The sequence below is a fragment of the Amycolatopsis sp. NPDC004747 genome (genome assembly GCF_053601335.1).
Genome location: NZ_JBSGBQ010000009.1, coordinates 78048 through 91832, shown reverse-complemented (window position 1 = coordinate 91832; position 13785 = coordinate 78048). Strand labels below are relative to the sequence as shown.

3 protein-coding genes are annotated in these 13785 nt (G+C 71.0%); all 3 read right to left on the bottom strand.

Going from position 1 to position 13785, the window contains the following annotated elements:
- Positions 1-53: 53 nt before the first annotated feature.
- Positions 54-1949 carry an ArnT family glycosyltransferase gene (locus tag ACWEGE_RS16345; protein WP_449661260.1) on the bottom strand — a complete coding sequence of 632 codons (1896 nt, stop codon included), beginning with the start codon at positions 1947-1949 and terminating at the stop codon, positions 54-56.
- A gap of 193 nt (positions 1950-2142) precedes the next feature.
- Positions 2143-4395 carry a hypothetical protein gene (locus ACWEGE_RS16340; RefSeq protein WP_449661259.1) on the bottom strand — a complete coding sequence of 751 codons (2253 nt, stop codon included), beginning with the start codon at positions 4393-4395 and terminating at the stop codon, positions 2143-2145.
- A 34-nt stretch (positions 4396-4429) separates the two neighbouring features.
- Complete coding sequence (locus ACWEGE_RS16335) at positions 4430-13711, bottom strand: RHS repeat-associated core domain-containing protein (RefSeq protein ID WP_449661258.1); 9282 nt, start codon at positions 13709-13711, stop codon at positions 4430-4432.
- Positions 13712-13785: the final 74 nt, after the last annotated feature.

The following is a 13785-nucleotide window of genomic DNA, read 5'->3' as shown; positions in this document are numbered from 1 at the left end:
GAGTCGTCACCCGTCGCGGGTGACCCTGCACCGCGCACCATCCGGCCTGCGGGTCACGGACTGACGCCGCAGTCGAACAGCAGCCCGGCCGTGGCCGCGTCCGGGCCGATCCGCGCGGGTGGCACCGGGCGGCAGTGCCTCGCCTCCCACCTGACCCGCCGGGTCAGCTCCCCCGCGTCGACCGCCGCCGCGGTGGTCTGCCCCGCCCCGGCGCGGGCGATGTCGACGAACACCTGCGGCAGCAGCACGAACCGCAGCTTCCCGGCCGCGACCCACTGCGGGAGCTGCGCGGCCGACGGCGCCGGGTCGAACCCGAGGTAACCGCCGAGCGGCGCGACCCGGGCCTCGGTGTTCAGCAGGAACGGGTCCGCGCCGTAGGTACCGCCCTCGACGGCCAGGGTGATCTCGGCGGGCGACGCCTGCGCGAACGCGAGCACCTCGCGCTGACCGGCGCTGAGCCGGTACGCGCTGTCGATGAACCGGACGTACCCGGCCGCGACGCCCGCACCGGTGTTCGCGCCGAAGACGGTGTGCAGCGCGGCCGTCGACAGCGGCCCGGCGGCCGGGTCGGCGCTCTCCAGGACGCTCCCCGGCCGCACCGCGGTGTCGACGACGAAGGCCGCGGGCCCGGCCACGACGGCGGCCAGCCCGATCGCCGCCGCGACGCGGGGCGCTCGCACCAGCGCGGCGACGATCGCGAGCAACGCCAGGGCGAGCACGGTGTACCGCAGCCACGGCAGCCAGCCCGGCGTCCGATCCAGCAGGACGTAGGCGAGCACCGCCGTCCCCGCCACCGCGGCCGGCAGGACGAACCGGGCCCGGCTGTGGGACCAGCCCGCGGCCGTGACCAGCCCCTCGGCGGCGAGTGCCGCGATCGCCGGGGCCAGCTCAGCCGTGTAGTACGCGTGGAAGATGCCGCCGGTGAACGAGAAGACCACCGCCCCGGCGACCAGCCAGCCACCCCACAGCGCCCAGCCCGCCTTCGTCTGCGGCGCGGCCCCGCGCGCCCGGCACACGGCGACGACCAAGGACATCACGGCGAGCGGCAGCAGCCAGGCGATCTGTCCGCCGACCTCGGCGTCGAACAGCCGCAACGGGCCCGCGTCGCCGCCGAGCGCCGCGCCGACCGTGGCGCTGTAGCCGCCGCCGATCCCGGTCGTGCCGCCGACCAGCCGCGCCAGGCCGTTGTAGCCGAAGGCCAGCTGCCACACCGAGTCGTCCGTGGTACTGCCGACGAACGGCTTGGCGCCCGGCCACACCGTGACGACGACGGGCCACGCCAGCGACACGAGAAGCGTCACCGCGCCGGCCACGCCGAGCCAGGCCAGCCGCCGGCCGCGTGAACCGGGCGCCGCGACGAAGTACGCCAACGCCAGGCCCGGCAGCACGATCCACGCGGCGAGCATCTTCGTGAGGAAGCCCAGCCCGACGAAGACCCCGGCCCACACCAGCCACCGGGCGTTGTCGATCGCCCGGGTGACGCAGTAGGCGGCGAGCAGCAGCAGGAGCACCAAGAGGGTGTCCGGCAGGTTGTCGCGGTTGATCGCCGCGGTGATCGGCGTCAGCGCGAAGAGCGCCGCGGCGAGCAGCGCGGTCCGCGCGCCGGCCCAGCGGCGCACCACCCGGTGCAGCACGAGCACCGCGGCCACGCCCTCGACGACCTGGACCAGGGCGATCGCCCACGGGTGGAACCCGAAGACGGCCACGCCGAGCGCCTGCGCCCAGAAGGCGAGCGGCGGTTTGTCGACCGTGACGACTCCCGCCGGGTCGAAGCCCGCGAAGAAGAACGCCGTGGCATCGTGCGACATCGAGTGCACGGCCGCCGCGTAGTACGGCTGCAGCGCCCGGCTCCACAGGGCCCAGCCCCACAACACCGCGGCAACGGCCGCGATCACCCCCACCGCGATCCGCTCGCCCCGCCCGGTCCGCACCTCGGTCAACACCGCCATATCTCCCCCTCCGGTTGCCGCCGGCAACGCTAGAGCGCGAGGCCGCCGGAGTCCTCAAGCTCCGGATTGAAGCGGGCGTCCACCTGTGGGTTGAGACTCGGAGGCGGAGCCGAGCCCAGCTCTGGTCAGCCAAGGGGACGGGCCGGTCGCCCAGGATGACGGCGACCGGCCCGAGAATCTGGTACTTCACCCGTTACGAAGCCGGGAGCTGCCGGTCGTAGAACCGCACCGCCCCGTTGGTGTTCCGGAAGGCGATCAGCCAGGACTGCCCGTTGGAGTTCACATACGGTGTCGTGGCCGGATCCGTCGCGGCCGGATCGGTCGCCGCGATCGTCTTCGCCCAGCCGCCCCAGGTGTTGCTCCCGGTCGCGGTCTCCCAGACGTGGTAGATCTCGTTGTCCGTGCCACGCACGACGATCGCCACCCGGCCCAGCGCCGGGTCCAGGATCGCCGAGGGCGCGCCGGCCGAGGCGAAGTTCCCGATCGCGGTGTAGTCCGCGGGCCAGGCACCGTCGCCGTTCTGCAGCTTCGACACGATCGTGCCGTCGGCGCCGCGGACGAACACCTGCAGCAGGTAGCCGGGGCGCACGACGACCGCGGGCTGCCCGGACAGCCCGGAGCCGCCGAGATCGGTCCACGCCGACACGTTGCCGTCGTTGTAGTACTCGATCGTCTTCAGCGCACCGGCGCCGTTCAGGCCGAACACCCGCAGCCCGTCGCGGACCTGGACCACCGACAGCGTCGCGGTCAGGTTCTGGTCACCGAGGCTGCGCCAGAACGGTACGGAGCCGGACTGCGCGTACGCCCAGAGCTTGCCGTCGGCATCCACGGCGAACTCCACGACGGTCCCGTCGGCGAGCTTCGACGTCACCGGCGCCGAAGCCATCGAACCACCGAAGTCGGACCACGCGTTCCACGCCGGACCGCCCGCGGTGGTCTGGCTGTCCGTCCAGGTGTCGCTGTCGGAGTACTGTGCCGCCACCTGGATCCGGCCGTCGGACAGCTGGGTGAGCGTCGGCTGCCCGGAGAACGCCTCGTTCCCGGAGATCACCGTCCACTGCACCGAACCGAAGTTGTCCACATCGGACTGGTGGCCGTAGACGACGCGGCCGGCGTTGTCCACATAGGAGTACTCGAGAGTGCCGGCGGTGGCACCCGCGACCGGAGCCGCCTGCATCGCCGTCATCCGCGTGTTCTGGGCGACCGGCACACCCGGCAGCGGGTCGGCGTACCAGCCCTGCAGGTCGGCGAGCAGGTGGACGGTACCCGCGCTGGTGTTGCGGACGCGGATCTTGCCGTCCGTGCCCGGCTTGAGCACCACCATGTTGTCACGCCAGTTCGCCGCCTCGAAGTCCATGACGGACAACACCGACGGTTCGGTCGTGCCGACCGGCCACGCCTTGAGGTACCCGGACTTCTGCGGGCTCACCACGATCAGGTTCAGCGCCACACCTTCGATGCCACGGGTCGGCAGCCCCTTGGTGCCGCCCACCTGGATGTCGAGCGTGGCGTTCGCGGCGATCGGCAGCCCGGCGCCGGCGGACCGCGTGTCCAGCACCCGGCCGGCCACCTGCCGGTAGCCGGCGCCCTGCGTCGAACTCGACGAGTAGTAGCCGTCCACGGCGACGATCAGGTCGACGGCGGCACTGCCCTTGTTGGTGAAGGTGACCTGCCCGCTCGCCGGCAGGCTCAGCACGGCACCCGACTGGGTGGAGCCGGTCTCGTAGTTGAACACCGGCCGCGCGGTGCCGCCGGCGGGCGAAACCGCCAGCCAGCCCGCGGCCGTCGCGCCCGGCACGGTCAGGTTCACCGACGCTGCCGCCGCTCCCGCCGGCACCAGGCTGCCGGTGATGGTCACCGTGCGCGTGGCACCTGCCGCGATCTTGCCGGTCGACGTGCCCGTCCCGTTGCGGGTGTCGATCACCCGGGTGTGCGTCACCGGGAAGAACCCGCCACCCGTCGTCCCCTGCTCCGCCTTGTAGTAACCCTGCACCTCGACGACGGCGTCGGTCTTGCCCGCCGAGTTGTACAGCGACAGCTTGCCGTTGCTGCCGACCTTCACCACCGCCGTGTTCGAGATCTGCTCGCCGGCGGCCGCGGAGACCATGGTCAGGGTCGGGCGGGTGGCGCCGTCCGGCCACAGCTCGGCCCAGGTGGCCACGGTCGGCTTGAGCAGCGACACCCGGACCAGCACCGCACCGACACCCGTGGTGGGCACCGCGCCGACACCCAGCACGGGGAAGTCCACCGTGGCGGCGGCGCCGACCTGGGTGCTGATCCCGCCGGTGCCACTGCGGGTGTCGAGCACCACCGGTGTCGACGGCAGCGGCACGTAGTCGCCACCGTGCCCGGCCGCGTCCGCGTGCGCCGCGGGGGCGTGCGGCGCCGTGGTCACGGCGGTGAGCGCGACCAGCGCCGCCAGTGCCACTGTCATCTTTCTGAGCACTGCATTTTCTCCTTGTGCGATTGCCATTTAGTGGCTACGGCGTGCTTCCGACGGGCACCGGTTTCCCGTCCTTCATCCCCTCGCCCATGTTCATCCATTTGTGGTATTTCGGACTCCACACCTTGTTCTCGATGGGCTTGTGCAGGGAGAACGTGTTTCCGGTCTGGACGTCGGCACCCTTGGCATCCATGTCGTACTCGTAGGGGACCGTGCGGGGTCCGTGGTAGTGCTGGATGACCGTGTAGAGCACGTAATCGACCTTGCCCGTCTCCAGCTGTTTCGCGGTCTGGTCCTCGAACCAGCGCATGTTCGGCGAATGGTCCCGGTCGTTCTTGTCGATCCGGTTCGCGTTCGTGGTCCGGCTGCAGGTCGACAGGTTCCGCAGATCCGTGCCACTGCCGCCCAGCAGCGAAGCGAGCGAATGGCAGTTGTTGACCCACGAACCGGGACTCCCGCCGCCGATCGCCTTGACGAACGTGCCTGCCCACTGGTAACCGGGCGGCCTGATTTCCGAACTGGTGCCGGTGCCTTCGCGGAGATCCGCTCTGGTGACGCAGGCGATGACCCCGACCGCTCGGTCGCCGTTGGACGAGTCCCGCTCGAAGTAGAACGGTTCCGGGAACTGCCGGCGGCAGTCCCGGCCCTGCCTGCTCTTGTTCTGCGTCTTGTTCTCGGGTTCGGTGTTGACCTGCGACGCGGTCGACACCGCGATGACGACCACCCCGGCCGCGTCGACCGCCGCCTGGTAGATGTTCTTGGCTTGGACCTTGGTGTCGGTGACCACGTTCTCCACCGTGGACACCACCGCCGCGGCCGCCGTCGGCGCGGACGAAACGAGCGTCGGCAGGTTCGTCACCGCCGTGGTCGCCGCCGCGCCCACCGCGATCGTCACGGTCTTGGCCGCGTGTTCCGCGGCGTCACGCGCTTCCTCGGTGATGCGCAGGGCCCGCCGGTACGCGGCCTCGGCGGCCTCTTCGGCAGCCTTCTTCGCCCAGTCCACATAGGACCCGCCGCCTCCACCACCGCCCCCGCCGTGGCCGCCACCACCGCCGTACGAGCCGCCACCGCCGCCGCCCGAGGAGTACGGCCACCGGCCGCTGCCACCGCACTGGCTGGTCCAGGAGTGCGTGTCGCAGAACATGTCGTGCACCGACTCTTTGTGCGCACTGCGGAAAAAGGCGGCGCAGGACATCCCGTAGTAGGCCTCGCAGGAGTCGTCGGCCATCCTGGTCGGCGTCTCGACGTTTTTGATCATCTTGAGCACCTGGATGACAAAGTCGACCTCGTCGAACTTGAAGCCCCAGTGGCCGGTCGGGTCGGTGCTGTTCACCGGATCGGCATTGCCGTACAGGTAACGGTTTCCGTTGCTGGACGGGGTCGGGGACAACGACATGCTGTCCCGGGAGCCGAACGAGCCCGTGCCCGGGTCGTACCACCGCGCACCCATGTCGACGCGGCCGGTGCCGGGATCGGTCCAGTCGCCCTGGTAGCCGAGGTTGCCGGTGGTCCCGGTGTGCGCGGTGACCTGGCCGAACGGGCCGTACGCCGTCGATCCGGACAATCCGTTCAGCGCCGTGTCGGCCGGGTCGAACGCGCCGACCACGTCGTCGTGCCGGTCGCTCAGGGCCAGCCGGTCGGCCCCGCCCGCGCGGACCGCGAGCAGCTCGCCGCCGGAGCCGCGGGCATAGGTCTCGCTGCCGTCGGACACCGGGTCGCTGTCTTGTCCGGCGTAGGTGAACGCGGTGCCGTTGCGGCTGTCGACCCGGTCGAACCCGTCGTAGCTGTAGGTCTGCCCGGGGGCGGACGTGAGCCGGTCGAAGCCGTCGTAGCCGAACTGCGCGGTACCACCGGAACCGACCTGCGAAGCCAGCGTGCCGCGCGCGGTGTAGGTGTAGCTGGTGCCGCCCGCGGTCAGCAGCCGGTTGCGCTCGTCGTAGGTGGCCGTGGCCGGCCCGGTCTTGGTCCGGTTCCCGGCGGCATCCCACTCGTACCCGGTCGTCACGCCACTGGTGGTGTCGCTGGTGAGCCGCCCGGACTGGTCGTAGGTGTAGCTGACCGTGCCCGCGCCCGCGGTGCCCGCGGTGGTCTTGTCGGACAGCCGGTTGTCGAGGTCGTAGTGGTACGTCGTGCTCGCGACCTGCTTCGCCGCCGAGTTGGTCAGGACGTCGGTGGCGACCCGGCCGAAGTCGTCGTACCCGAACGTCCGCACCCGCCCGGCGCCGTAGCCGACGGTCTTGACGTTCCCCGCGCCGTCGTAGCCCAGCTGCTCCTTGACCCCGGTCAGCCCGTCGGTGACCGAATCGAGCCGCGCCTTGACGTAGCCGTAGTTCGTCGTACCCGCCGCGTCGGCCCGGCTGGTCCGGTTGCCGTCTCCGTCGTAGGTGAAGGCCGCGGTACCGGACGGACCGGTGGAGCTGAGCAGGTTTCCGCGGTCGTTGTAGACGTAGGAGTTCGTGCCCGCGCCCGCGTTGGTCCCGACCGCGCGCCCGGCCAGGTCGTAACCGAGGTGGCGAGGTGTCGTCGGCGTCTCGGCGCCGGTGGCGGTGCCGTCGGTGGGCCGGTTGGCCGCGTCGTAGGTCACCTGCTGGACGACGCCGCCCGGTGCCACGTCGCGGACCGCGTTGCCGTTCTCGTCGAAGCCGGTGGTCCAGGTCCGGTCGACGGCGTTCGGCTGGGCCGCGGTGGCCGGCTCGATCGTGGACTCGACCAGGCCGAGGCTGTTGTACGTCGTGATGGTGGCGTTTCCGCGCCCGTCGGTGAAGCGGGTCATGTTGCCGGCGGCGTCGTAGCCGAACGACGAGGTGATGCTCGTCTTGGCGTCGACCGGCTCGACCTGGCTCACCAGCTGGTTCGCCGCGTCGTAGGCGAACGTCGTGGTGGCCTGCAGGGCATCGGTGACCGAAGTGCGGTTGCCCGCCAGGTCGTAGCCGTAGTGCGAGGTCCGCAGCGTGGTGCCGTCCGGCTTGAGGTCGGCCGCGGCGACCACCTGGCCGAGCAGGTCGTAGCCGGTCTGCGAAGTGCGGCCGAGGCCGTCGGTCGCCCGGACCTGGCGACCCGCGAAGTCGTACCCGTACTGGGCCGGGATGCCGGACGGGTCGGTCGTCGTGGTCAGCTCACCGACGGCGTCGTAGCCGTTGACCGTCGTGGCCCCGGTCGGCGAGGTCTGGCCGACCACGTTCCCGGCGTCGTCGTGGCGGATCAGCGTGGTGTACGCCGCCGACACCGGACGGCGTTCGACCTGCGTTCCGGTCGCCTGGCGGTCCAGATCGTCGTACGTAGACTCGCTCCGCGCACCGGTCGGGTCCACGGTGGACAGGACGGCGCCGGTGCGCGAGTAGGTGTACGACGTGACGGCGCGTTCGTCGTTGGTCGTACTCGGCGCGTCGACCGAAACAGTGCGGTCGAGCTGATCGTAGGTGCTGCGGATGACGTTGCCGCGCGGATCGGTCACCGTGGTGACGTTGCCGTTGGCGTCGTATCCGTACCGCGTGGTCGGGGTGAGCGCCTGGCCCGCGCCGGGCGGCAGGTAGCTCGGCGCGGTCCGGCTGGTCATCCGGCCCGCGTTGTCGTAGGCCACGTGGGTGGTGTTGTTCAGCTCGTCGGTCAGCTCCACCGTCTCGCCGAAGGTGTTGTAGCCGACCTTCGTCGCCGGCGCGACCGGGCTCGCCGGATTTCCGCCGGACTCGACCTGACGGACCGGACCGGTCCCGCCGGTCGAGCGGCCCAGCTCGTCGTAGCTCAGGCGCGAGGTGAACGCCGCCTTGTCCGCACCGGCCACGTTGCCGCGCGGGTCGGTCACCGCGGTCGGGAGGCCACGCTGGTCGTAGGCGTACGTGGTGGTGCGCGACGTGGTGCCGTCCGTCGTGGTCATGGTCAGGCGGTTGCCGGCGTCGTCGTAGGTGTAGTCGGTCGTCGCGGGCGTGGCCGAGACGATCCACGGCACGTTCGAGGCATTGCCGGAAACCGCGACCCGGGTGACGTTCCCGGCCGGGTCGTAGGTGAAGCCGGTCGTCCGCGCGAGCCCACCCGGATCGACCACCGTGGACAGTGGGCGGCCGTTGCGGTCCGGCGTGTGCTGCGTGACCGTCGTGCCGTTGCCGGTCACCTGCTTGGTGAGGTGGCCCGCGGCGTCGTAGCTGTCGTCCTCGAGCACGTAGTCCTTTGTGGACCCGTCGGCGTTGTGGAAGTTCTTCAGCACCGCGCGGTGCAGCAGACCGTCGCCGTAGCGCTGGTACTCCGTCCGCCTGCCCATCGCGTCGGTCGAACTGGCCAGCCGCCCCGCGAAGTCGTAGCTGTAGGCCTGGAGCACCAGGTAGTCGCCGGTGCCGGTGGGCGGTGCGCCCGCCGGATCGCTGTGCCAGTTCCGCAGCCGCACCTCGGCGACGCTGTTGCGCGCGGTGTAGGCGTAGTCGTAGTGGTTGCCGTTCGGGTCGGTCACCGAGGTGAGGTTGCCGAACTGGTCGTAGCCGGAGCTGGTTTCGTTGCCGTCGGGGTCGGTGACCCGGACCGGCCGGTCGTGCTCGTCGTAGTCGGTCGTGGTGACCCGGGCGGGGTCGCCGCCACCACCGATGTCGGCGACCTGGACGCGGGTCGGGTCGCCGTCCGCGTCGTAGGTGGTCGTGGTCTGCCGCTGGTGCTTGACACCGGTCACCGCGTCGGTCGTCGCCGGCTCGGTCACCGTCGCCGGGCGCGACCAGCCGTCATAGGTGTAGGTCGTGACGACCCCGCCCGGGAAGCTGTCGGAGATCTCCTTCTTCGTGGTCGTCCGGCCGATGGCGTCGTAGGTGTACTGCGTGACCAGCCCGGACGGCGCGGTCACCTGCGCCAGGTCGCCGTTGGCGTAGTAGGCGTACCGCGTCACCTTGCCGCGCGCGTCCGTCGTGGTCGCCGGGAGCCCGGCGGGCACGTTGCCGCCGCCGGACGCCGCTTCGGCACCCGAGGTGTAGGTGTTCACGATCTGACTGCCGTCCGGGCTCGTCTGCGTAGCCAGTTGGCCGGTCGAGTGGTACGCGTACGTGGTCCGGTAGGTGTTGTCCGTCGCGCTCGCCGAACGCGCGTCGCGCGACTCGGTCGGCAGGTACGACTTCGGGTCGTAGGAGTTGGCGATCGTCGCCGGGTACGTCGTCCGCGAGGTCTGGCAGTCGTTCACCGCCCGGCACGTGGTGGTCGAGACGACATCACCACGGGCGTCGTAGGTCATGGACGTCGAGTCGCCGTTCTCGTCGGTGACCGTGGCGAGGTTGCCGTTCGTGTCGTAGCCGTACGTCCGGATGCTCACGCCGTCGGCGTCGTAGCGGACGAACACCGGGCCGCCGGAGCCGCCGGGAATGGTGGTGCAGAACGCCGGATCGTTCGGGTCGGGCTGCGTGCAGCTTTCGACCGGTGGTGGCGGCGTTTCGGCGGGCTCGCCCGGCGTGTCCTCGCCGCGCGCCTCGATGCCGAGGGGCTTGCCCTGGCGCAGCAGCCAGCCGCCGATCGCGTCGTACTCGTACAGGCTGGGCCGGTTCGCCGGGTCCAGCACCTCCACGCTGCGGCGCAGATCGGTGTCCCCGCCGTAGACCGTCGGCGCGCCGAGCTTCCACGTGCCGCCGTTGTGGTCGGTGTACTCCTTGACCCGGTCGCGCACGACGTCGTAGGTCACCGACGCGACGACCTTGCCGCTCGGCAGCGTCACCTTGGCCAGCTGGTCGGCGGCGGTGGTGCCCGCCTTGTAGTGCGCGGAGACGATCGCCGCTCCCAGCGGTCCGCTGTAGAGGGACACGTCGTCGACGGCCCCGGTGTAGGACCGCTGAGCCGTAGTGCCCCATGACGGCCACGACGCCGGCGTGGTGGCGTAGGCGGCACCGACCTGGTTGAAGGTCAGCAGCGAAGCGTCGATCTGCTTGCCGGTCAGGTCGCCGACCTTCGCGCCGTCCAGGTACAGGGTCTGCGTGGTGCCCATCGAGGACAGCACGACCTGGTGCCACTTGCCGTCGTTGACCGCGGTCGCCGACGTGATCGGGGTGATGCCGCCGGTGGCGAACTGCCCGCGCAGTTTGCCGTCCGTGCCGACGTACAGCACCGGCACGCCGGTGGTGGACGCGGTGCCCAGCGCCTTGTCCTGGTAGCCGAGCAGCGGGCCGCCGGAACCGGTCGGCGAGTTCTTGAACCACAGCTCGACCGCCGCGTCACGGCTCTTCTTCAGCGCGCCCTTCGGCAGGTTCACCGAGGACGTCGTTCCGTTGAAGGACGCCGCGGTGTCCGTCGAGCCGGCGAGCGGACCGGCCGTGCCGAGCGTGACGTTGGCGTACGTGCCGACGTCCTTGCCCAGGTTGACCGAGACATCGCTGGCCGCCGAGGTGCCGTCGGGTTCGCCGAGCCGCCAGTACGACTCCGGGTGCGAGTCCAGCACGGCACTGCGGTAGTGCGAGCCGGCCGTGTAGTCGTAGCCGGTACAGGTGTTTCCGGGCCCGCACACCGTCTTCAGCACGTCGCCGGTGTAGGTGTAGGCCCAGCTCAGCGGAGCACCGTTGACCGCGTCGGTCTGGATCGAAGAGACGTGGTTGCCGGTCCAGGAGAAGCTCAGCGCGCGCCCCGCGGTGTTGGTCGCGCTGTTGGAAACCTGCGCCTTGGACAGCTTGCCGGTGTTGGTGTCGTAGGTCAGGACGACGGCGTGCCCCGCGTTGTCGGTCATCCGGCTCAGGCGGCCGGCCGGCGAGAACTGGTAGGTCGTGCCGGACTTGTCCAGGAGCTTCCAGGACGTCGAGTCCACGGTCAGCGACGCGGTACGGCCGGCGGGCGCGGCGTAGCTGCCGTCGGCGTTCTTGCCGAAGCGGACCTGCTGGCCGTCCGGATAGGTCACCACGACGTTGCCGGAGCCGTCGTTGTCCGGCACCAGCTTCATGTCGTAGGTCGTCGACCAGCCGGCGCCGAACGAGCCGTCACGGCGCGGGTCGAGGCTGTTGTAGGTCCGCGACAGGCTCAGCTGCGGCCCGACCGTCACGATCGTGGCGTCGACCGCCGCGGTGCGGTAGTTGCCCACCACCGGGTCGAAGGCCTGCTTCTGGTCGCCGGCCAGGTGCGAGGTGATGTCCGGCTGCGGTACCGACGTCAGGATCGTCGAGTACGGCGAGTTCACCTCGTTGCCGGCGTCCTTGACGTAGGCACGCCACAGGTACGCCTTGGTCCAGCTCAGTGTCCCGGCGGGGACGGTCCACGCCTGCTTGGCCTGGTAGCCGGAATCCGTGCAGCTGACCGGGTTCCCGGAGTCGTCGCGCAGGCAGACCTGGAACTTGAACTGCAGCGACGAACCCGGTGGCGCGTCGATGTCCAGTGCCCGCGCCCACAGCTGCGGGGTCAGGGTCTGCGCCTGGTACCCGTTGAACGGGTACAGCTCCTGGACGACCGGCGGGATGTCGAAGACCTGCAGGACGAGCCGGCCTGGTGGCACCTGGTGGTCGGTGAACACCGGGCCACCGGTCTTGACCATGGTGAAGTCGAGGAAGTACTTGCCCGGTGGCAGGGCCTTGATGGTCGCGTCCAGCGTCACGCGACCGCCCCTGGCCACCGTCGAGGTCAGGTTGGCCGAGCGCTGCTGCGTCACCGAGGCGCCGGTGGCGGTGTTGTAGGCGCGGTAGGCCAGGTAGTAGTCGCCGGGCGCCCACGCGGCCGCGCTCTTGTTGGTGACCGAGACCTTGATCTTGCCGTCCTGGTTCTGCAGCACGGCCGGGTTCGGCACCGGGTTCGGGATCGAGTACGTCGCGTTGTACGGGCTGTGCGTCACGTACAGCTTCGGCGGGTTGGCCGTGGCGGTGCCGGTGAACCACTTGCCGGACAACGAGTCCGTCGAGCCGCGCAGCGAAAGGCCGTAGTTGGCCTGGGTGCCGTCCACCCAGCGCTGCACCAGGTCGCGTCCGGCGGCGCCGAGGTTGATCGTCTCGCCCGCGGTCGGGCAGTCCGACGACGAGTGGCCGAACGCGATGTACCCGTGCGCGAACGACTTGCTTGCCAGCGAACCGCCCACGGCCGGGCCCGGGTAGCTGTAGCCGGAACCACCGGACCACGAGCCGGTCACCGGGTGCACGGTGAGCTCGCGCGGCTTGCAAGAGTCCGAGTTGTACTCGGTCAGCCAGAGCTGCGCGCCGAAGATCGTGTGGTACTGGAGCTTGCCGACCAGGTTCGAGAACTTGAGGTAGGACGCGGAATTGTGCCCGTTCACGGTGCCGGCCAGCAGGTCCTGGTCACCCTTGGCCGAGCCGGCGCCTTCCTGGACGTACATCGCGTCGTCGGCCGCTCCCCCGTTCACCGGCAGCTGCACGGTCGGGTCGACCTGGACGGGGTACTGCCGCGCCGGATCGCGGAGCCAGCCGGCGTCCAGCGTGACCTCGAGCGCCGGCCCGCCGCCGGAGGTCACGAGCCGGTAGGTGACTCCCGCCGACCGCGCCGCGCCCGCGTCCAGCATGTCCCCCGCCGGGATGACCGCCTTCGTGGCGCCGGAAGCGTCGGCCAGCAGCACCTGGCCGTGGTCCAGGTGCGGGGTCAAGCCGTCGAGCCGCAACGGGAAGACGTACGACGTCGGGGCCTCGGACGAGCCGAGGACCAGGGTTTCCTTGACTCCGCCCGGCTTCGCCTCGAGCTTGAGGTCCACGTGCGGCCGGACCCCGGGATAGGTGATCGCGCTGCCACTCACCGTGCCGTTGACCGCCGAAGCGCCGTCGAGGCCGAAGGACACCTGCCCGGCGTCCGGCGAGGACACTGTCATGGTGGCGAACTGACCGGCCGACGTCGGCGCGAAGCGCAGCCCGGCGGCGTCAGCGGTGTTCCGCCAGCCCGAGCCGCCGTCCGCGGTGAGCGTGGTGTCGATCGGCGCCCAGCCCTGCGGCGTGCGGTAGTTCACCGGCACGGTGGAGAACTCGGTGGTCTCGGTGCCGTCGGTGTTGGCGTAGGTGCGGTCGGTGGCGGTCCGCGCTTCGGGGAGCTCACGGCTGGTCGCCGGGTCGAAGCCCGTCGTCTCGGGGGCGGGCGGCGTCCCGACGGATCCCGCGTTCTGCTCCCACTTCACCGCGGGGTAGCGGCTGCGCAGCGTGTCCGGCAGCGTGCGGTTGCGTGACGCGTTGGCGGCGGTCCGCGCATCGGCCGACGATGCCGATCCCCAGCGCTGCGCGGGCCCGTGCGCGTACCCCGGCCCGCCGGCGGCGGGCAGCCCGAGGAGGCCGTCGGCCGAGACGCCGCCCACCAGGACGGCGACGAGACCCAGCGCGACCAGCTTGACCGGGGCCGACACGGCCCCCCAGCCCAGCCACAGGAACCGCAACCGACGTGATTTCCGTCGCGCCATCCGCGCCATGCCTCCCTGGCCGGCAGGGCCGCACACCCCGCTTTTCGAGCCTGACCAGGCGCGATGCGCCTGCG

What these genes read in the sequence shown, in the direction of transcription:
- ACWEGE_RS16345 (WP_449661260.1), bottom strand. Translation starts at nt 1,949, where the DNA reads ATGGCGGTGTTGACCGAGGTGCGGACCGGGCGGGGCGAGCGGATCGCG.
- ACWEGE_RS16335 (WP_449661258.1), bottom strand. Translation starts at nt 13,711, where the DNA reads ATGGCGCGACGGAAATCACGTCGGTTGCGGTTCCTGTGGCTGGGCTGG.